Source organism: Enterobacter sp. DVT3837 (assembly GCF_056238685.1).
In genome coordinates, this window is record NZ_JBWDLA010000002.1 from 1277998 (window position 1) to 1297174 (window position 19177).

Here is a 19177-nt window from a genome sequence, read left to right on the forward strand (position 1 = left end):
GGCCTGCTTTTTTAGCCGCGCGCCGCGCGCAGCATCGCCTGTACCAGTACCACCGGGCGACCTTCCAGTGCCGCACGCTCATGCTGGAATAAGGTGATCACAAAGAAGGGGTGGGTAACCAACTCTGCAGCGCGGATCTCACCCTGCTCATCCCAGCCAGTCACGCGCATATCACCGTTTTCAAGCGCCTGTGCAAACGCCGGCGATACGCCATAGTTACAATGATAGCCCTCTTCAATTTCCGGCTTACCATAGGCTTTCGCGATCAGCGTGTTATTACGCAGCTCAATGGCATCGGTTTTTTCCACCAGCGAACAGGCCAACGGTGCAATCACCATGGTGCCTTCGGTATCCGTTTCGGCATGTGCCGCATCGCTCCAGCCCAATACGTTACGGGCATACTCAATCAACGCATGCTGGAACCCACCGCAGGTACCGAGGAACGGAATGCTGTTTTCACGGGCATAGCGTGCAGCGATAAAGGCAGCTTCCGTGTTTTTATAGGGGCTTGCAGGAACCAGCCAGATGGCATCGTACCCTACCAGATCTTCAGGACTAGTAAGTTCGGTCGTGGCAAGCCAGTCGTAATCGGCGGTGAGGTCGAGGACTGCTGCGGCGTCGTCAATGGCCAGCGGAATCGCCTGATGTGCAATAACATTAGGATTGTAATCGCCAACCAGCGCAATGCGCAGCGTCGTTTTTACCGGGAGGTGTTCCATGAAAGGTTCCTTATGCCAGGGAATTATCAGATAACATAAGGAACCTCAGACTACCGATCTTCTGCAATTATCACAATACCTTAAATTAGGAGGGTGGAAATATGATTCAATGCAAACGCGTCTATGAGCAGGCAAGCCCGGACGATGGTTATCGGGTTCTGGTTGACAGGCTCTGGCCGCGAGGGGTTAAAAAAACGGACCTCGCGTATGATGAATGGTGTAAAACGCTCACGCCATCAAATGAATTACGCAAGGCCTTTCACGGAGAAGACATTGATTTCGCAGCCTTCAGTAAGGCCTATCGTGAAGAGCTGGCGCAGCACAAAGAGGAAGGAATGCGCCTGTCGGCGCGGGCAAAAAAGCAGACCGTCACCCTGCTCTACGGCGCAAAAGATAAGACACAAAATCATGCCCTGGTATTAGCCGACTGGCTGCGCCATCTGTAATCAGTCGATCATCAGCTCATCAAGGGTTTGCGGTGTTTCATCCGGGGTAAGCGGCATCAGGTGTTCAGGGCGAACAAATGCAAAGCCGTGCTGATTGTCAAAGGCGTAGACATCTCCCGTTACCAGCCATAGCGCGCGATCCGCCGTCGCGGGCAGTTCCGTCATAACGCCATTGACCGGGTTAACGAAACGCAAGCCGGGCTGGCAAAGACCAAACAATTCAACGGATTTACCAATATTGCGACGGCCAGAGGCTGTGCGGGCACCGATGATCATCGCCATGCTGCCCGGTTTAAGCTGAAACATACTTCTCTCACGGTAAAGGTGGCCAGAAACTGGCTAAGAATAATCCTAAAGAGAAGTGTATCGCAGTCAATATGTCATTGTCACCTGGTGGGTTGCGGATGATCGCGACGATAAAGCGTCCATTCATCGATCACTTCGCCACCCGGTAACTTGCACTCCGTGCGGACACCCTGTGGGCTTTGAACAGGGATCTGTTCCCCGCCTTTCTCCAGACAATAAACGGAGGCCGGGTTTGCCATACCGACAACGTGAGGCGGTTTCGGGGCATCAGGTGGTGGTGTTTTGGTGGTGCAGGCGGCCAGGAGAAGTGCCAGCGCCAGAAGCAGAAATCTCATCTTATTGATCCTTTTGACATCATCAATAGTGTAAGGGTAACGGGTCACTCGCGCTTTCTCCATGGTTTCTCCATTTTAACTGCACTTTTCAACGCTATAGTGTGGCGTGTTCTCAACATGACCAGAGAACATCATTCCGTAATCAAGATGTCTTTGCCCCGGTCTCAACAACGGGGCTTTTTTTCGCCTGCGCCTCTCCCCCCGCATATATTAAATTTTCTATATTCATGTTTTACTATGCCAGAAGTCTAAAAATTCAGCATAACATGCAGATGCAGACGCCTTCTGCATGGGAGTCATTCTACGTCATGTCGGATATCATCCTTGCCCGTGTTTCAGAAACCCTCGCCACTGAACAATCCCTTGAAAGTCTCGTTCGTCAGCTGCTGGAGATGCTGGAGATTGTGACCGATATGGAGTCGACTTACCTGACGAAGGTCGATATCAAAGCACGACTGCAGCATATTCTCTATGCCCGCAACAGCAAGCAGATGGAGATCCCGGAGGGACTGAGTGTTCCATGGGATGAAACACTGTGTAAGCGCGCACTGGATAGCAACACGCTATTCAGCAATGATGTTCCTGAACGTTGGCCTGATTGCGAGGCTGCGAAAGCGCTTGGCATTACCACCTACATGAGTATTCCTGTTCATCTTGCTGATGGTTCACTTTACGGAACGCTCTGCGCCACCAGCACGGCAAAGAAACCGCTCAGCGAGCGCGGCGAACAGGTTCTGAAATTGTTCGCCGGGTTGATTGCCCAGTACATTCAGAAAGAGTCTCTGGTGGCCCAGCTTCGGGAAGCCAATGCCGCGCTCATCGCGCACTCTTATACCGATGCCCTTACCCGCTTACCCAACCGTCGAGCCATTTTTGAGGATCTGACGACCCTGTTTTCTCTGGCGCGACACCTTAAACGTAATGCCATCATCGCGTTTATTGACCTGAATGATTTCAAACTGATTAACGATCGTTACGGGCATGAAGCTGGCGACCAGTTCCTGGTTGAAGTGGGCAAGCGTTTGACGGAAGAAAAACAGCAGGACGATATCATTGGCCGGTTGGGCGGCGATGAGTTCCTGGTGGCTTCTCTGAGCAAAACGGGCAATGAAGGTGATAGCACGCAGATAAACCTGCTAAAAACACGCCTCAGCGCCTGCATTGCGGGTGAATACTGGTTGGGCAGTGTCCATATCATTTACCCGGGAGCCAGCATTGGCGTTATCGAAGTTGATCCTGACGTAACCGATCCGGACAGTGCGTTACACGCCGCTGATATCGCGATGTATCAGGATAAGAAAGGAAAAAGCAAAACACGCTTTCTCACTATGGATTAACCCCGTACACTCTACGGCGTTATAGAAACCGAAACAGGTGATGATATGAGAATAGGGATCCTCTTCCCGGTCGTTATTTTTATAACGGCTGTGGTTTTTCTGGCGTGGTTTTTTGTCGGTGGTTACGCAGCACCGGGGGCATAAATGAGAAAAACAACCCTCATTATGTTGATCGTTGCCATTGGGGCTTTTGCCGGTACACAGCTCGGCTGGTGGTAAACCCGCTACGTAAAAAAGGCTGCCCTCTGGCAGCCTTTTTCAACGCGTTCAGATTTAGCTTTTGATTTTTCTGTAGACAAACAGAACAACCAGCGCACCAATCACTGCAACGACAAAACTGCCGAAGTTAAAGCCATCGACCTTGCCAAAACCGAACAGCGTACTGATCCAGCCGCCGACGACCGCGCCGACAATCCCCAGTATTACGGTAACAATAAACCCACCGCCATCTTTGCCCGGCATGATCCACTTCGCCAGAATACCCGCAATAAGCCCAAAGATAATCCAGGATAAAATTCCCATAACTTTCCTCTCTGTATGGTTTTTGTCATTAAATCAACGACACAAAAAGAATAGCACAGGATCAGAGAAAGAAAATTTGTGATAAGCATCACAGTGAGAGAGCGTCTGTTTATTCACCAACAAAAAAGAGCGTTTCACATAAATTGTGGGGTTGCATCTTTTGTTGAGAAAGATTATCTTTCTCAACACTGAGTAGTTGAGTAAAAGACTCAAGTATTCAGTACGACATTGCTCACATTGCTTCCAGTATTTCTTGCCCACTCTTGAGTGGGCTTTTTTTTCTGCTCATACCCCAACAAAAGCGTACTGGTTACGGCCGCCGCGTTTTGCCTGATAAAGCGCCTGGTCTGCAGCAATGATAATACTCTGCTGGCTACCGGCTATTTCTACAGCACGTGCAGTGGAGACCCCTACGCTTACCGTTACCCGCCCAAAAGGGCTAAACGCATGTTCAATTTGTAAAGAGAAGACATTGCGAATAATCGTCTGAGCAATACGCCGCGCCTCCTGGATATCTGCATCAGGTAAGATCAGCGCAAACTCCTCCCCGCCATACCGCGCCACAATCTGGTTATCACGGGTAAGACTTTTCCTGAGAGTGTCTCCCAGTAGAGCCAGGCACCGATCCCCTTCAGGATGGCCATAGTTATCATTGTATTTTTTGAAGTAATCCACATCCACGATCAGCACCGAAATCGGCGCACCGCGCGCTATGCAACCCGCAATTTCCGAGAGTATTTTTTCATCAAAACTGCGGCGGTTGAAAAGCCCCGTCAGCGCATCTTCAGAGGCAATAATCTTCAGCTCTTTGTTATCTCTGGTTTTTCGTGATAAATCCGAATACAGGAAATACGACGCCACAATGAGTATTACGGTAAAAACGAAAATAAGAACGGCAAGCTGAATAGCCTGCTTGCGCCAGGGAGAGAGTGCTTCATCGGTGCTGACGGCCACCGTGGTGACCAGTCCGTAACGTGTGTTTTTCTCATAGGCATAAATGCGTTCGATTTTATCAAACCGGGAAATAGAACTGGCGATCCCGGTATTTTGTACCTTGAGATATTTTCTGAAGAGAGGCGAATCAGAGACAATCGCGCCAATATAGTTATTTTTAAAGGGATAACGGACCAGCAAGACGCCTGACTGTGTCGTTAAGCCAATGACGCCAGAATGACCAATATTAATCTGCCCGTAGAGCGCCAGAAAGTTTTCGATGCCCAGTGTCACAACGACGACACCATTAAACGCTCCGGTATGGGTTTCAAGGCGTCGGCTAATGGTGATAACCCATTTACCATTAGTTCTGCTTACCACAGGCTCACCAATAAAAATCTGCTGACTCTTATTATTCTTGTGGTAGATAAAAAAAGCCCTGTCCGCTCCTTTCCGGGGGCCAGAAAAAGTTTCGTGCAATGCGGTAAAGAGTTCGCCCCGGACATCGTAAACAACCACATTATTAATCTGGGTAAGGAGATTATCCTGGTTGCTTATCATCCGCTGGATATTGGTCGCCTGTTGTGGGGTCATGCCATAAATTTCGATTATGTCGGATACAGTCGTAATCAGCATTTCGCTTTGGCGCATGATCCCCTCAGTATACACATCCAGGGTATGACTCAGGTTGGCAACGCTGGTATTAATTTGCTGGATTGACTGCTGTCTGGATGTGCTAATTTGGACAGCAAGCGAAAGCGAGATGATCAATGAGACAATGATGACGGTAATGGTTGTTGTGTAGAAAGTATTTTTTACATGCACGAGCTTTTCCACCTTATCACGCCTGACATCCCTGGCTGACAACTCTTGTCACTGTAACAAAGCTCAGGATAAGAGGAAAATGAATTGCACTTAAGCATACAACAGAAGCTGGCCTTAATTGCATTTTACAAACTCATAGTCTCCCTGGGCTTAGATAAAATGACTTTAATAAAGTCAATATAGGAGACGGGCTTACCAAAATAGTATCCCTGCAAAAGGGTAATCTCATTACGGTTGAGATACTCCAGTTGCTCCCTCGTTTCTACGCCTTCAGCCACAATGCGCAATGACAGTTTTTTAGCCAGATCAATGACGCAGTCCAGCAGAATCGTTGAATCCTTCTCCTCAGAGACCCGGTTCACAAAGCTCTTATCAATTTTAATATAATCAATGGCCAGCGCATTAAGGCACGAAAGCCCTGAATAGCCCGTCCCAAAATCATCCAGTGCAATGACAAAGCCAGCGTTATGTAGCGTGTTGAGATTTTCCACAAGATGAGGATTATCGATCAACGGTTCACGCTCCGTCACCTCGAGGACCAGTTTAACTTCTTTCCCCTGAAACCCCTTTCCGAAGACACGACAGTCACCAATAAAAGAAGGTGCATTGATATGTCTGGCGCTGATGTTAACCCCGATGTGAAACCCGTCTGGTAGCTTAGGCAGAAGCGGCTTTAGCTGGTTGACCACCTTCGCCATTAACCCTTTGGTCAGAGGAATAATCAAACCGCTCCGTTCCGCAATCGGAATGAAAACATCCGGCGGGATAAAACCCGATTTTGGATGCTTCCATCTTGCTAATACCTCAACACCGTACAGCCCACCGGTATCACCATTGACGATCGGCTGATAATAAGGAACGATCTCTCCGTGCAAAATGGCTTTCCGCAGATCGTCTTCAAATGAGGAGCTTTTCCCCTTGTAACGGCGGATCAAAAATCCAACCGTAATGGACAATGCGAGAATGAGCAGTATCAGGCTCCATCCTTGTTGCAGTAATCGCGTCAGACTGAAAAAAGCGGGTGGCTGCCAGACCACGCTAAACGGGAAATGTGCCGATGCCGTTAACGCCCCTGCCCATGAGGCGGCTTTCCAGTCCGTCACATCACCGGTGCGCGCAAGCATTCTTTCACCTACAACCAACGCCATGTCAGCGCTATTTGTTGCGCTTGCAATCACATCCCGCAAATGTGCGTCACTTACGCTGACAATCACGCGCCCATCCGCGATCGGCATCTGGAAAATGAGAACCGGAATACCATTCACCAGTCGATTACCCGGTAACAGCATCAATGTTTCGTTGGGTAACGTTTGAGGACGAACAATTAATACGCCATTTCCCGGCAGTGAGGTACAAATGATTTGGCCTTGCTGCTGAATCATCACGGCACGCAGATGCGGTTTCAGTGCGGCTTCTGTCCCCAGCTCCAGCTGTCCGTCACGGGTACATCCTTGTGCAGCAACATGCTTAGCGGTATTGGCGGCACTGACAGCTTCAGCAAGAATATTATCTATTTTTTGAGTGCTTGCGGCGGCGGTATGGGTGTAACCGAGTGTAGCCATATGCCATAACTGCCAGTTAATAATTAACATGCCACTCAGAAAGAGAAATAAAGCGCAGAGGATGGGCATCATAAGGTTGCGCATGATTTTTCCTTACCACAAAAACAAGTAGGGTTCCTGAAAAAGGCGCTATGTTTAACTCAGCGTTGCATATAGCATTAAAAATAGCTTAGTCAAAAGCTATCTTAAAAAACTGATGCTTTTGCATGAGTTATCGTTCTGAATGTGATCAACGGGCGTGACTATCAGGCTTGTGCCTGGTCCTGTCTGTGTTAGGATTTGTAAAATGAGGGAGCAGACAGGATAACGGGAAAATGAAAAAGATCATTGCTGTTGCTATCATTTCAACGCTTCTGGTCGTCCTGTCTCTTTATGCGGTCAATGCGGTTATCGTTAGCCAGCAGAAGAGCAAACAGCTTGAGATTTCCCATACGCTTTTACAATATTCAGAAGACCTGTCCCAAAACGTGGCACTGGCTCTCAAAAGCATCACTACACAGGGATGTGATAAAACCAGTCTTGATAGTTACAGGCAAATAAAACTCGACAGTCTCTATTTTGGTGACGTCGGATTCATAGAGAAAGGAAAAATAGTCTGTACTGCTTTTTGGGGTAAACTCGCTACTCCTGTTGCACTTCCTGCAGAACTGCATAAAACCCCAAGGGGCTTTCTTCTGGCCCAGTTTGACAAAAAAGAGTTTTTTACAGGTAACGCGGCAATTTATCATAACATTATTATCTTCACCTCCCGCTACGCTTACGATAAATTCTCTCCGGTTACAGCGAGTTACTCTCTGAGTGCAACCACCAAAGACTTTGGCAGAACATTCTTTTCGACCACCCCTGCGTTTAAGCAACAGGACTTGCTGCATTCGACATTGTTTACCATCACCCTCACGCAGTGCAGCGCTTTCTGGGATTTATGCGTCATTGTGAAACATCACAACGCAGGGCTTGCTTCGCTATCTCCCGTTGTGTTTACGTTTCTTGTGGTCATTTTGTATTTTATCTGGGTAGCGATAACGTTCTTTTTCTTCCGCATTTATGAAGACCGTTTTTCTCTCGAACGAACGCTGGTCAAGGCTGTCATCACCAATACCATCAGTGTTAAATATCAGCCAATCATTCGAATTCAGGATAAAAAAATAGTGGGCATTGAGGTTCTGTCGAGATGGCACGATCAAAAACACGGTGATGTCTCCCCGGAGCTTTTTATTCCATTAATCAAGAAGATTGGCCTGTATAGAAAATATTACATTAATATTATCGAAAAATCCCTTTTAGAAATTGCACCACTTGCAACAAAACATCAACTGGTCGTCTCACTCAACGTTGGCCGAACGGAAATCGAAGACGGGCAATTCATTGCTATCTTACGTCGCGCGTGTTTAATTCATCGCATTCCACTCTCCTTGATAAAAATCGAACTCTCTGAAAAGGCCGTTTCCACTGTAGATATTCTTGAAGAATTCTGTCGGGAATTAAAATCTCTTGGCATAAAGGTATCAATAGATGATTTTGGTGTGCAAAATTCAAATCTGGCCAGACTGTCACTTCTGGAATATGATGAAATCAAAATCGACAAATCGCTGGTCGATGGCATCAGTGAACATTATAAGCAGAACATCTTTGTTATTTTTAGTGATGCCCTTGCCCGACTGAATAAATCCCTTGTTTTTGAAGGGGTAGAGAATGAAATACAATATCGTTTTATTGCCGACAGATATCCCGATGCCCTGGTTCAGGGATGGTATTTCTCAAAATCACTGACCCGTAGTGAGCTGGCGCAGAAACTTGTCGGAGTCGCGCGGTAGCCACTGATGTCTGGCGTGCCCATGTTTTTTCGGATCAGGCATTTTCATTCCTCGCCCAAAAACATATAGTTGTAACAATCAGACGGTAGATTACCCTGAAGCACACTCTTATTTTGGTTAAAAACGTGAAATTATCCTTACTATTACCAGTGGTACTTTTCTGTCTGACCGTTATTTTCGCGTTGTTTATCGACGCCCCCGCTTCACATATTCTGCGTAAAAAATGCATGTGGTCTGATAGCGTGATGCTGAGCTGCATAGCAAAGCATCAGCATAATGGCTTTTGAGGAAGACTATTCATTCCCCCACTGATTGAGGAAATTCGCAATATCATCAATGCGGGAAGCACGGATCCCGGCCTCAGTGGCCATCTCCTGCTGGGCTTCCTCGCTGATCTCCTCGTTATTTGATAAACGGGTGAGCAGCAGCTGGAAATAATGTGCCAGCGCATCGAGCTCTGATTCAGCGACCTGCTCTGCGGCTTCCGTCGCGTACTCATCGGCAATATCATAATATTTCAGTGGGATATCGTTATTCATAACTATCTCGTTGCTAACCTGTAAGGGTAAAGCCATCAGTATATCGGACGCCTTACCTCAACCAAAGCATTGCTTCAGATGAGTAACGCAAGCAGCGCAGCGAAAGCGGGCACGGCCTGTACATATAAAATTTTTCGGCTGGCGGTGGCTGCGCCAAAGAGCCCGGCGATCAGCACGCAGGTCAGGAAGAAGATGGCCACATGAACGCCCTTTTCACCGAGCCAGAGGCTCCAGAGCAGACCCGCCGCCAGAAAACCGTTATACAGCCCCTGATTTGCGGCCAGCACGCGGGTGTCGCGCGCAAAATCGGGACGCAGATTAAAAGCCTTGTGCCCTGTTTCGGTGTTCCACAGAAACATTTCCAGCACAAGAATGTAGAGATGGATGAATGCAACGACAGCGATAAGGACAGTGGCTAACATCGTGTTGTCTCCTGCAGGCAGAGGTAAAAAAAACGGGAACCCTCAGGCCCCCGCTCTTGTTTAACCCAGAATCTGGATTACATGTTCGCGATAATCGCGTCACCAAACTCTGAACATTTCAGCAGCTTAGCGCCGTCCATCAGACGTTCGAAATCATAGGTCACGGTCTTGGCAGCGATAGCGCCTTCCATGCCTTTAACGATCAGGTCTGCGGCTTCGAACCATTCCATATGGCGCAGCATCATTTCTGCGGACAGGATGATAGAACCTGGGTTCACTTTGTCCTGGCCTGCATATTTTGGTGCAGTACCGTGAGTCGCTTCGAACAGGGCGCACTCGTCACCGATGTTCGCGCCCGGGGCAATACCGATACCGCCAACCTGTGCAGCCAGGGCATCAGAAATGTAGTCACCGTTCAGGTTCATACAGGCGATCACGTCGTATTCAGCAGGACGCAGCAGGATTTGCTGCAGGAACGCATCGGCGATCACATCTTTAATGATGATCTCTTTGCCAGTGTTCGGGTTCTTGATTTTCTGCCACGGGCCGCCGTCGATCAGCTCACCACCGAACTCTTCTTTCGCCAACTGGTAACCCCAGTCTTTGAACGCGCCTTCGGTGAACTTCATGATGTTGCCTTTGTGAACCAGGGTCACAGAGTCACGGTCGTTGGTGATGGCGTACTCGATGGCCGCACGTACCAGACGCTTGGTGCCTTCTTCGGAGCACGGCTTGATACCGATACCGCAATGTTCAGGGAAGCGAATTTTCTTCACGCCCATCTCATCGCGCAGGAATTTAATCACTTTTTCTGCGTCTGCAGAGTCAGCTTTCCATTCGATACCTGCGTAGATGTCTTCTGCGTTTTCGCGGAAGATAACCATGTCGGTCAGTTCAGGGTGCTTAACCGGGCTTGGTGTGCCCTGGTAGTAACGAACCGGACGCAGACACACGTACAGGTCCAGCTCCTGACGCAGTGCAACGTTCAGAGAACGGATACCGCCACCGACAGGTGTAGTCAGTGGGCCTTTAATAGCAACGCGGTAGTCGCGGATCAGGTCCAGCGTCTCCGCTGGCAGCCAGACGTCCTGGCCATAAACTTGAGTAGATTTTTCACCGGTGTAAATTTCCATCCAGGAAATTTTACGCTCGCCTTTGTAGGCTTTCTCAACAGCGGCATCAACCACTTTCAGCATTGCCGGGGTAACGTCTACACCGATACCGTCACCTTCGATGAACGGGATAATCGGATTGTGAGGAACGTTAATCTTGCCGTTTTGCAGGGTGATCTTTTTACCTTCCGCCGGAACAACTACTTTGCTTTCCATTAACCTCTCCTTCGAGCGCTTCTGGTTGTTACTGATCTTATGTTAATAAATTGTAATGAGCCCTTCGATAGTACCTGATTGTCCGACGCCATGAAAGGTCTTCGTTATTAGGCTATAATGCGGCAATTGATAGAGCCTGAAAATACCATGAAGAAAACTTCTTTTACAAAACACCGGGTTGAGCGATTCAGCTCGCGACAAGCCGCCAGAAGACCGCAAGAAAGCCAGCCGAAGCGGGTTATTTTGTTCAATAAACCCTACGATGTTTTGCCGCAATTCACTGATGAAGCCGGGCGCAGCACGCTTAAGGATTACATTCCAGTCCAGGGCGTCTATGCTGCCGGGCGTCTGGACCGTGACAGCGAAGGCCTACTGGTCTTAACTAACGACGGAGCCCTACAGGCGAAGCTTACGCAGCCGGGGAAGCGCACGGGTAAAATTTACTTCGTACAGGTAGAAGGTGAACCGGATGAAGAGACGCTGGCAACATTACGCAGCGGCGTCACGCTGAATGACGGTCCAACTCTGCCGGCAGGTATTGAACGCGTGAATGAACCGGAGTGGCTGTGGCCGCGTAACCCGCCCATTCGCGAACGCAAATCCATTCCGACAAGCTGGCTCAAAATTACCCTTTATGAAGGCCGAAACCGTCAGGTTCGGCGCATGACCGCACACGTTGGCTTCCCTACCCTGCGCCTGATTCGCTACGCCATGGGCAACTACTCGCTGGAGAGCCTGGCTAACGGTGAATGGCGGGACGCTACCTCCTAAGGAGTCACTATGTTCAAACCTCATGTCACTGTCGCCTGTGTCGTTCACGCGCAAGGTAAATTCCTGGTCGTCGAGGAGACGATTGGCGGCAAAGCCTTATGGAACCAGCCCGCAGGACACCTCGAAGAAAACGAAACGCTGGTGCAGGCCGCAAAACGCGAGCTGTGGGAAGAGACGGGGATCCATGCCGAACCTCAGCACTTCATCCGCCTGCACCAGTGGATAGCGCCTGACCACACGCCTTTCCTGCGCTTTTTATTCGCCGTTGAGCTTAACGAAATGTGCGCCACAGAGCCGCAGGATGATGATATCGACCGCTGCCTGTGGGTCACTGCTGACGAGATTCTGAACGCGCCAAACCTGCGCTCGCCGCTGGTTGCGGAAAGCATTCGCTGCTGGCAGTCTTCTGGCCGCTTACCGCTGGATGTCATCGGAGAATTTAACTGGCCGTTTACAGAGGGTGTCAATGGTGGGGGGGCGTGATAGAATACGCCGCCTTGAAGTTCAATGTCGTGAGTATTCCATGTCAGATAACAGCCAGAAAAAAGTAATCGTCGGCATGTCCGGCGGTGTCGATTCCTCCGTTTCCGCCTACCTGTTACAACAACAGGGCTATAAGGTGGAGGGCCTGTTCATGAAGAACTGGGAGGAAGATGATGGCGAGGAATACTGCACTGCCGCTGCGGATCTCGCCGATGCGCAGGCCGTATGCGACAAGCTCGGCATTGAACTGCACACCGTTAACTTTGCCGCAGAATACTGGGACAACGTTTTTGAACTGTTCCTGGAAGAGTACAAAGCAGGCCGTACGCCAAACCCGGATATTCTGTGCAACAAAGAGATCAAATTTAAAGCCTTCCTGGAATTCGCGGCGGAAGATCTGGGCGCAGACTTCATTGCGACCGGTCACTACGTGCGTCGTGCCGATGTGAATGGCAAAAGCCAGCTGCTGCGCGGCCTGGACGGTAACAAAGATCAAAGTTACTTCCTCTATACGCTGAGCCACGAGCAAATCGCTCAAAGCCTGTTCCCGGTCGGCGAGCTGGAAAAGCCGCAGGTGCGTAAAATCGCCGAAGAGCTGGACCTGATCACCGCGAAGAAAAAAGACTCTACCGGTATCTGCTTCATCGGCGAGCGCAAATTCCGCGATTTCCTGGGGCGTTACCTGCCTGCGCAGCCAGGTAAAATTGTTACCGTCGACGGGGAAGAGATTGGCCAGCATCAGGGGCTGATGTACCACACCTTAGGCCAACGTAAAGGCCTGGGTATCGGCGGGACGAAAGAAGGTAGCGAAGATCCGTGGTACGTGGTCGACAAAGATGTCGAAAACAATATTCTGGTTGTCGCTCAGGGTCACGACCACCCGCGTCTGATGTCCGTTGGCCTGATCGCGCAACAGCTGCACTGGGTCGATCGCGAACCGCTGAAAGGCACGCTGCGCTGCACGGTGAAAACGCGCTACCGTCAGACCGATATTCCTTGCACTGTTACCGCGCTCGATGACGATCGCATTGACGTGCGATTCGACGAGCCTGTTGCTGCTGTCACCCCGGGTCAGTCTGCTGTTTTCTATAGCGGCGAAATCTGCCTGGGTGGCGGGATCATTGAACAGCGCCTGCCGCTGACCGCTGTTTAACACGATTGCACACATAAAGGAGACCGTGTGGCGAAGAACTACTATGACATCACCCTGGCACTGGCGGGAATTTGCCAGTCTGCCCGTCTGGTGCAACAGCTGGCGCATCAGGGTCATTGCGACGCTGATGCGCTGCACGTTTCACTCAACAGCGTTATCGACCTCAACCCCGGCTCAACCCTGGGTGTCTTCGGTGGGAGTGAAACTAATCTTCGTCTCGGTCTTGAAACCCTGCTTGGCGTGCTGAACGCCAGTAGCCGTCAGGGATTAAACGCAGAGTTGACCCGCTACACGTTAAGCCTGATGGTGCTTGAGCGTAAACTGAGCGCAGCGAAAGGTGCACTCAATACGCTTGGTGACCGCATTGCCGGGTTGCAACGTCAGCTCGACCATTTTGATCTGCAGTCCGAAACGCTGCTGAGTGCCATGGCTGCCATTTATGTTGACGTCATTAGCCCACTTGGCCCGCGTATTCAGGTCACCGGTTCCCCTGCTGTTCTGCAAAGCCCTCAGGTCCAGGCAAAAGTGCGTGCCTCCCTGCTGGCCGGGATCCGCGCCGCTGTGCTGTGGCATCAGGTTGGCGGCGGCCGCCTGCAGTTAATGTTTTCTCGTAATCGCCTGACTACTCAGGCAAAACAAATTCTTGCTCATTGTTAACCTCCCGGAGTTGCGAATTATGGAATTATCCTCACTGACCGCCGTATCCCCTGTCGATGGACGCTATGGCGATAAAGTCAGCGCGCTGCGCGGGATCTTCAGCGAATATGGTTTGCTGAAGTTCCGTGTTCAGGTTGAAGTACGCTGGCTGCAAAAGCTAGCCGCCCAGGCAGCAATCAAGGAAGTTCCTGCTTTTGACGCCCAGGCAAACGATTACCTTGATAAAATCGTTGCTGACTTCAACGAAGAAGATGCCGCGCGTATCAAAACCATCGAGCGCACCACCAACCATGACGTGAAAGCGGTTGAGTATTTCCTGAAAGAGAAAGTGGCTGCTGTGCCTGCTCTGCATGCCGTATCTGAATTCATTCATTTCGCCTGCACATCAGAAGATATCAACAACCTGTCTCACGCGCTGATGCTCTCTACCGCACGCAAAGATGTGGTACTGCCTTACTGGCGTAAAATCATCGACGCGGTAAAAGCGCTGTCCGTGGAATACCGCGACATTCCGCTGCTCTCCCGTACCCACGGCCAGCCAGCTACCCCATCCACGATGGGTAAAGAGATGGCGAACGTCGCGTACCGTATGGAGCGCCAGTATCGTCAGCTGGAACAGGTTGAAATTCTGGGTAAAATCAACGGTGCGGTCGGTAACTATAACGCCCACATCGCCGCATACCCGGAAGTGGACTGGCATCAGTTCAGCGAAGAGTTCGTCACCTCTTTGGGTATTCAGTGGAACCCGTACACTACCCAGATTGAGCCACATGACTACATCGCCGAACTGTTTGACTGCATCGCCCGCTTCAACACCATTCTGATCGATTTCGATCGTGACGTGTGGGGCTACATCGCGCTGAACCACTTCAAACAGAAAACCATCGCCGGTGAAATTGGTTCTTCTACCATGCCGCACAAAGTGAACCCAATCGACTTCGAAAACTCTGAAGGCAACCTGGGTCTGGCGAACGCCGTGTTGCAACATATGGCAAGCAAACTGCCGGTTTCCCGCTGGCAGCGTGACCTGACAGACTCCACCGTTCTGCGTAACCTGGGTGTGGGCATTGGCTACGCGCTGATTGCTTACCAGTCCACCCTGAAAGGCGTGAGCAAACTGGAAGTGAACCGTGACCGTCTGCTGGACGAACTGGATCACAACTGGGAAGTTCTGGCTGAGCCAATCCAGACCGTGATGCGTCGTTACGGTATCGAAAAACCGTACGAGAAACTGAAAGAGTTGACTCGCGGTAAACGCGTTGACGCTGAAGGCATGAAACAGTTTATCGACAGTCTGGCATTGCCAGAAGAAGAGAAAACCCGCCTGAAAGCGATGACCCCGGCGAATTACATTGGTCGCGCCATCACCATGGTTGATGAACTGAAGTAAAGGCCCTCTACCCTCTTTCCGCCCGGAAAGAGGGTTGCTTTCCCCCGGTTTACTAAATGTTTATCCCCACAACAACATAATCAGCGTTAGACTGCACAACGAAAATTACAATCAACACTAAAACAATAAGTTACTTATCATTCAGTGGTTTACTGAAATTGTAGTGCGGACATTATCGGACAATAAGGGTCATTTTATCGCCCCAAATCATGCCCCCAGAGCAGTTTTGCCCCCAAATTTGCCCCCAAAATCGACTCATTTTCGTGGCATTTTTTCACTGGATATTGAGAACTTTTTTAACCGCCGTTGACATGAAAATGATTTTTTCCCATACTCGCCCTGCACCAGCAAAATCTGGTGCCGGAATTGGCGTTCCGGATGGTAACCGCGACAACGACACGCCGCGAGCGTGTTTTTTATTGTCGCTTGCATAGTCACATCTCCGCATTATGGTGGGCTGTGTGGGGGCGGAGAAATCCGCGCCGGTGGTTACCCGGTTACGCCAACCCTGCACAGTTCACCACCCTGATTGGCGTCAGTAGTGGTGGTTAAACCAGTAACCACTTGAGGTTGTCACTATGACTACTCAGCTCTCATTCCATGACCATAATTTTTCCGTAGTAACGCACAATAACCAGATTTGGTTAACCGCTGCCGATATAGCATCCGCACTGGAATATGCTGATGATAAATCAGTGCTCCGCATACACACACGACACGCTGACGAATTTACGGACGGTATGGCTTTGGTGGTCAATTTGACCACCAAAGGCGTTCAGCGTGAAAATCGCGTTTTCTCCCTGCGCGGCGCCCACCTGATCGCCATGTTTGCCAGAACTCCGGTCGCAAAAGAATTCCGTAGGTGGGTCTTAGACGTCCTTGATAATGAAATAATGGAATCTGCTCATCAGGCGAGTCAGGCTTCGGCTCGACAGAATTACTCTGTTATCACCTATTTCGAAAACGGCCTGCCCGTGGCCTGCCACCCTCTTATGCCTGGCGAAGTGATCATGACCCCAGATTCATGTCTGGAACATGTGATCCGTTCTGGCTATGTTGTTATGCCGTGCGATGAAGCAGAAAAATTCACACTCGGTGAGATACAAAAAATGATCGCCATCGCACGGCGTGCCCGTGATCGCTGGATGCAACCTTAACCACACAGGGCAGCCCGCTATTGCATATAGCGAGGCTGCTCAGTTAGCATTAAGCAGTGAAGAGTTGTCAAATATTCTGCAGAAATACGTGATTTCATTGCTGAAAGCCTACAGTCGATTCTTCCTTATACATCCCTCTGCTTACAATCTCTAATGGTTCATTGTACAATGTTTCAATCTAATTCTTTATATGAGAAAAACTGATGGTAAAAAGTCAAGAGCTTTATGGGCTAACCATTTTCAGGTTTGTAGCAGCCTTTTATGTTTTTATTTTCCATTGTAATATAAGATATCCCCTAACTGCTCCACAATGGATCTCGAATATTATTAAAAATGGGGCGATCGGAATGACTTTTTTCTTTGTCCTTTCCGGCTTTGTGTTGGCCTGGGCCTCTCGTAGTGGAATAAAAGAAAGATACCTCTCACTGAGAATCGCAAGAATTTATCCAGCTTACATTATGATGGGTATAGTATCCTTACCTTTTCTCTTTGAGTATGATTTTAAAAAAATATTATCTTACTTATTCCTATACTTCACCAGTTCGCAGTCTTGGTTTCCATCAACATTTAATGCATGGCATTTTGGAGGCTCTTGGTCAGTTTCTACAGAAATGTTTTTTTATTTAGTATTCCCTCTCCTTTTTTCAATCATCAAAAACAATCCATATACTACACTTATAATATCTTACATTGCCACATCACTTATCATCCCCATTTCATTGCAAATAAGTGGAAGTACTGAGTTCCCGCAATACTATATTAGCCCGATTCATCGACTACCAGAATTCACTATTGGCATAGCTTTAGGGTGTTTATTTACATCTGGGTTTAAAATCACCAGATTTAAATATACGATTTTGTTTATCTCCATACTGGCACTTTTTTTCTTATCTCCTAAACATAACGAAGGATGGATGAGAAATAACTACATTACAGTGTTATTTACAAGTAGCATTATTTACTGCTTGTCTTGCATGGAATTTAGTATAACTAAACTCACTAAACCTTTCGTGTATCTTGGGAAGATAAGTTATTCTTTCTATCTAATGCAATTACCCATTATGATATATATAACATTGCACCATGATTCATTGGCTATGCTTCCTCATTGGCAAATATGGGTTTTGCTGGGAGTATTAAATACAGCTATGGCTGCCGCATGTTACCACTTCGTTGAAAATAATAAAAAAATTAAAAACATGATATTAAGAATAGCATGATTTTATTATTGCGGGCTCAGCCCGCATCTTTTGGTTCTTCCGGCCATATAATATCTCTAGTAGCGGAAACATCAACTCTGCTTAGTAACACCCGATATTTTTTCCACTCCAGCAATGAATTTACTTCTTGGTTTGTCGCTATGCCTAGATCTACAGCATCTTGTAGCATTGTGATCACCGAAGTTGCGTTATTCAACAATTGACGCCTTTTATTTTCAGCAAAAGCAACCACTAATTCCTTGGACTGAGGGGAAAAATCGTCCCAGACAGGCATGCCGCTCTCCCCTGCTATACGCACTTTTCCTTCTGGTGTAATCTCAGCAGAAAACTCATTATAAACCTCATCATCGACCTCTATTGCATCCTCTGGCCATGACCCGGAATCCTCATAGGAAGATACTAGCTTAGCTGGATAGAACGCATTATTCTTAGCGCTATAATAATATTTCATCTTAATATCCTTTTGCTATCCAAGTACAATTCAATGAGCTTGAAACAAAATTGCCACCACTGAACGTTGCACAGCCAGTTCTAAACTGACTGTTACTAACTGGGTAAGCCTGAGCTAATTCTGCCAAAGCAGCATTATCATAAGGATTAGATGAAATCGATACTGCAAAGGCAGCATTCGGAAATGCAATCGGAAAATTTACTAATTGCCCATCACTATACAGCCCCCTTCCCCATTGAGTAATAACGCCAGTTGCAAGATCTTTTTCCCAACCATTTACCGCCAACGATGCTGTGGAAGGCTTATTGTTAGGGCTATATACACGCAGACCATTCTCGTAGATAGACCTTGCTGCCCAAATATCTTGCGATGACACAACATCATAACCTTTACCACTCTGAACATATCCAATTGCCTGCAAATTACCATTCAGTTTTCCTCCTGTTATAGGATATGCTCCTACATCACTGGATGTTGGTTTCCTTTTGTCGTGATAGAGCTCAGTTATTTCTGGCTGGTTATTATAAATACCATGCCCTGCAAATATTCTAAAATTGGCACCATAGCTTATAGCAATCTGCCCCCACTCGGTCGGTGTTGGTCCCCCGCTCTGAATAATGCAAACGCTATCCGGGTACAATGTTCCAGACTGGAAAGGTTCATACATAAACTTGCTGACGTGCGTACTTCCCGCAGCGCTATCCTGAACTGAAGTACCAATTCCCCAAGCTCCTTGCTGAAGAACGTCTCCACGGTTCGTGCCAACATTTTTTGTTGCAGCTGAACCAAGTTCCAAATTACCGCGTG

22 protein-coding genes are annotated in these 19177 nt (G+C 48.6%); 11 read left to right on the forward strand and 11 right to left on the reverse strand.

The window, feature by feature from the left end:
- Positions 1–11 precede the first annotated feature (11 nt).
- Positions 12–719: a CTP synthase C-terminal region-related (seleno)protein gene (locus AC0XWG_RS21115; RefSeq protein ID WP_128348725.1), complete on the reverse strand. Its 708-nt coding sequence runs from the start codon at positions 717–719 to the stop codon at positions 12–14.
- A gap of 101 nt (positions 720–820) precedes the next feature.
- Here AC0XWG_RS21115 and AC0XWG_RS21120 point away from each other — a divergent pair, with 101 nt between their 5' ends.
- Positions 821–1165 (forward strand): DUF488 domain-containing protein, encoded by a 345-nt coding sequence (locus AC0XWG_RS21120; protein WP_475681021.1) that lies wholly within the window; start codon positions 821–823, stop codon positions 1163–1165.
- Here the strand turns inward: AC0XWG_RS21120 and AC0XWG_RS21125 are convergent, their stop codons facing one another.
- On the reverse strand, positions 1166–1471 hold the full coding sequence (locus AC0XWG_RS21125; protein WP_028019000.1) for a hypothetical protein: 306 nt from the start codon (positions 1469–1471) through the stop codon (positions 1166–1168).
- 80 nt (positions 1472–1551) lie between these two features.
- The gene (locus AC0XWG_RS21130; RefSeq protein ID WP_108090202.1) at positions 1552–1806 is read right to left on the reverse strand and encodes a putative hemolysin; all 255 of its coding nucleotides are present in this window, start codon (positions 1804–1806) and stop codon (positions 1552–1554) included.
- A gap of 308 nt (positions 1807–2114) precedes the next feature.
- Here AC0XWG_RS21130 and AC0XWG_RS21135 point away from each other — a divergent pair, with 308 nt between their 5' ends.
- Positions 2115–3143 carry a sensor domain-containing diguanylate cyclase gene (locus AC0XWG_RS21135; RefSeq protein ID WP_049007916.1) on the forward strand — a complete coding sequence of 343 codons (1029 nt, stop codon included), beginning with the start codon at positions 2115–2117 and terminating at the stop codon, positions 3141–3143.
- Positions 3144–3188: 45 nt separating this feature from the next.
- Positions 3189–3287, forward strand: coding sequence for a YoaK family small membrane protein (locus AC0XWG_RS21140; RefSeq protein ID WP_014883431.1), 99 nt, complete (start codon positions 3189–3191; stop codon positions 3285–3287).
- 129 nt (positions 3288–3416) lie between these two features.
- On the opposite strand, the gene AC0XWG_RS21145 is transcribed toward AC0XWG_RS21140, so the two are convergent.
- The 3 genes from AC0XWG_RS21145 to AC0XWG_RS21155 all read right to left on the reverse strand — a co-directional run bounded on the left by AC0XWG_RS21145 (position 3417) and on the right by AC0XWG_RS21155 (position 7069).
- The gene (locus AC0XWG_RS21145; protein ID WP_028019003.1) at positions 3417–3665 is read right to left on the reverse strand and encodes a GlsB/YeaQ/YmgE family stress response membrane protein; all 249 of its coding nucleotides are present in this window, start codon (positions 3663–3665) and stop codon (positions 3417–3419) included.
- Between the two features lie 285 nt (positions 3666–3950).
- Entirely contained in the window at positions 3951–5435 is a 1485-nt protein-coding gene (locus AC0XWG_RS21150) for a sensor domain-containing diguanylate cyclase (RefSeq protein WP_475681022.1), read from the reverse strand.
- A gap of 113 nt (positions 5436–5548) precedes the next feature.
- Positions 5549–7069 (reverse strand): EAL domain-containing protein, encoded by a 1521-nt coding sequence (locus AC0XWG_RS21155; protein ID WP_475681023.1) that lies wholly within the window; start codon positions 7067–7069, stop codon positions 5549–5551.
- Positions 7070–7299: 230 nt separating this feature from the next.
- Between AC0XWG_RS21155 and AC0XWG_RS21160 the strand changes: the two genes are divergently transcribed.
- Positions 7300–8799, forward strand: coding sequence for an EAL domain-containing protein (locus AC0XWG_RS21160; RefSeq protein ID WP_128348723.1), 1500 nt, complete (start codon positions 7300–7302; stop codon positions 8797–8799).
- Between the two features lie 293 nt (positions 8800–9092).
- Here AC0XWG_RS21160 and AC0XWG_RS21165 read toward each other — a convergent pair whose 3' ends face one another.
- The 3 genes from AC0XWG_RS21165 to icd all read right to left on the reverse strand — a co-directional run bounded on the left by AC0XWG_RS21165 (position 9093) and on the right by icd (position 11088).
- A complete protein-coding gene (locus AC0XWG_RS21165; RefSeq protein WP_028019007.1) occupies positions 9093–9338 on the reverse strand; it encodes a DUF2543 family protein in 246 nt (81 codons plus the stop codon).
- Positions 9339–9412: 74 nt separating this feature from the next.
- On the reverse strand, positions 9413–9760 hold the full coding sequence (locus AC0XWG_RS21170) for a DUF1304 domain-containing protein (RefSeq protein WP_049007861.1): 348 nt from the start codon (positions 9758–9760) through the stop codon (positions 9413–9415).
- Positions 9761–9837: 77 nt separating this feature from the next.
- Positions 9838–11088 carry an NADP-dependent isocitrate dehydrogenase gene (gene icd / locus AC0XWG_RS21175; RefSeq protein WP_028019009.1) on the reverse strand — a complete coding sequence of 417 codons (1251 nt, stop codon included), beginning with the start codon at positions 11086–11088 and terminating at the stop codon, positions 9838–9840.
- Positions 11089–11205: 117 nt separating this feature from the next.
- Here icd and rluE point away from each other — a divergent pair, with 117 nt between their 5' ends.
- From rluE to AC0XWG_RS21210, 7 genes are all read left to right on the forward strand, one after another.
- On the forward strand, positions 11206–11859 hold the full coding sequence (gene rluE, locus AC0XWG_RS21180; protein WP_128348825.1) for a 23S rRNA pseudouridine(2457) synthase RluE: 654 nt from the start codon (positions 11206–11208) through the stop codon (positions 11857–11859).
- A gap of 9 nt (positions 11860–11868) precedes the next feature.
- Positions 11869–12342 carry an NUDIX hydrolase gene (locus tag AC0XWG_RS21185; RefSeq protein ID WP_028019011.1) on the forward strand — a complete coding sequence of 158 codons (474 nt, stop codon included), beginning with the start codon at positions 11869–11871 and terminating at the stop codon, positions 12340–12342.
- Positions 12343–12382: 40 nt separating this feature from the next.
- Entirely contained in the window at positions 12383–13495 is a 1113-nt protein-coding gene (gene mnmA, locus AC0XWG_RS21190) for a tRNA 2-thiouridine(34) synthase MnmA (protein ID WP_128348826.1), read from the forward strand.
- A gap of 27 nt (positions 13496–13522) precedes the next feature.
- A complete protein-coding gene (gene hflD, locus AC0XWG_RS21195; RefSeq protein WP_028019013.1) occupies positions 13523–14152 on the forward strand; it encodes a high frequency lysogenization protein HflD in 630 nt (209 codons plus the stop codon).
- A 19-nt stretch (positions 14153–14171) separates the two neighbouring features.
- Positions 14172–15542: an adenylosuccinate lyase gene (gene purB, locus AC0XWG_RS21200; protein WP_028019014.1), complete on the forward strand. Its 1371-nt coding sequence runs from the start codon at positions 14172–14174 to the stop codon at positions 15540–15542.
- Positions 15543–16120: 578 nt separating this feature from the next.
- A complete protein-coding gene (locus AC0XWG_RS21205; RefSeq protein ID WP_475681024.1) occupies positions 16121–16699 on the forward strand; it encodes a BRO-N domain-containing protein in 579 nt (192 codons plus the stop codon).
- Positions 16700–16902: 203 nt separating this feature from the next.
- A complete protein-coding gene (locus tag AC0XWG_RS21210) occupies positions 16903–17919 on the forward strand; it encodes an acyltransferase family protein (RefSeq protein ID WP_475681025.1) in 1017 nt (338 codons plus the stop codon).
- A gap of 16 nt (positions 17920–17935) precedes the next feature.
- On the opposite strand, the gene AC0XWG_RS21215 is transcribed toward AC0XWG_RS21210, so the two are convergent.
- Together AC0XWG_RS21215 and AC0XWG_RS21220 are read right to left on the reverse strand one after the other, a co-directional pair.
- Positions 17936–18370: a tail fiber assembly protein gene (locus AC0XWG_RS21215; protein ID WP_475681026.1), complete on the reverse strand. Its 435-nt coding sequence runs from the start codon at positions 18368–18370 to the stop codon at positions 17936–17938.
- A 1-nt stretch (position 18371) separates the two neighbouring features.
- A complete protein-coding gene (locus AC0XWG_RS21220) occupies positions 18372–19037 on the reverse strand; it encodes a gp53-like domain-containing protein (protein ID WP_475681127.1) in 666 nt (221 codons plus the stop codon).
- Positions 19038–19177: the final 140 nt, after the last annotated feature.

Coding starts and splice junctions, on each gene's coding strand:
- rluE (WP_128348825.1), top strand. CDS start 11,206: ATGCGGCAATTGATAGAGCCTGAAAATACCATGAAGAAAACTTCTTTT.
- mnmA (WP_128348826.1), top strand. CDS start 12,383: ATGTCAGATAACAGCCAGAAAAAAGTAATCGTCGGCATGTCCGGCGGT.
- purB (WP_028019014.1), top strand. CDS start 14,172: ATGGAATTATCCTCACTGACCGCCGTATCCCCTGTCGATGGACGCTAT.
- AC0XWG_RS21130 (WP_108090202.1), bottom strand. CDS start 1,806: ATGAGATTTCTGCTTCTGGCGCTGGCACTTCTCCTGGCCGCCTGCACC.
- AC0XWG_RS21140 (WP_014883431.1), top strand. CDS start 3,189: ATGAGAATAGGGATCCTCTTCCCGGTCGTTATTTTTATAACGGCTGTG.
- AC0XWG_RS21115 (WP_128348725.1), bottom strand. CDS start 719: ATGGAACACCTCCCGGTAAAAACGACGCTGCGCATTGCGCTGGTTGGC.
- AC0XWG_RS21185 (WP_028019011.1), top strand. CDS start 11,869: ATGTTCAAACCTCATGTCACTGTCGCCTGTGTCGTTCACGCGCAAGGT.
- AC0XWG_RS21145 (WP_028019003.1), bottom strand. CDS start 3,665: ATGGGAATTTTATCCTGGATTATCTTTGGGCTTATTGCGGGTATTCTG.
- AC0XWG_RS21135 (WP_049007916.1), top strand. CDS start 2,115: ATGTCGGATATCATCCTTGCCCGTGTTTCAGAAACCCTCGCCACTGAA.
- AC0XWG_RS21165 (WP_028019007.1), bottom strand. CDS start 9,338: ATGAATAACGATATCCCACTGAAATATTATGATATTGCCGATGAGTAC.
- AC0XWG_RS21120 (WP_475681021.1), top strand. CDS start 821: ATGATTCAATGCAAACGCGTCTATGAGCAGGCAAGCCCGGACGATGGT.
- AC0XWG_RS21155 (WP_475681023.1), bottom strand. CDS start 7,069: ATGCGCAACCTTATGATGCCCATCCTCTGCGCTTTATTTCTCTTTCTG.
- AC0XWG_RS21170 (WP_049007861.1), bottom strand. CDS start 9,760: ATGTTAGCCACTGTCCTTATCGCTGTCGTTGCATTCATCCATCTCTAC.
- AC0XWG_RS21205 (WP_475681024.1), top strand. CDS start 16,121: ATGACTACTCAGCTCTCATTCCATGACCATAATTTTTCCGTAGTAACG.
- AC0XWG_RS21210 (WP_475681025.1), top strand. CDS start 16,903: ATGGTAAAAAGTCAAGAGCTTTATGGGCTAACCATTTTCAGGTTTGTA.
- AC0XWG_RS21125 (WP_028019000.1), bottom strand. CDS start 1,471: ATGTTTCAGCTTAAACCGGGCAGCATGGCGATGATCATCGGTGCCCGC.
- icd (WP_028019009.1), bottom strand. CDS start 11,088: ATGGAAAGCAAAGTAGTTGTTCCGGCGGAAGGTAAAAAGATCACCCTG.
- AC0XWG_RS21160 (WP_128348723.1), top strand. CDS start 7,300: ATGAAAAAGATCATTGCTGTTGCTATCATTTCAACGCTTCTGGTCGTC.
- AC0XWG_RS21220 (WP_475681127.1), bottom strand. CDS start 19,037: ATGTATGAACCTTTCCAGTCTGGAACATTGTACCCGGATAGCGTTTGC.
- AC0XWG_RS21215 (WP_475681026.1), bottom strand. CDS start 18,370: ATGAAATATTATTATAGCGCTAAGAATAATGCGTTCTATCCAGCTAAG.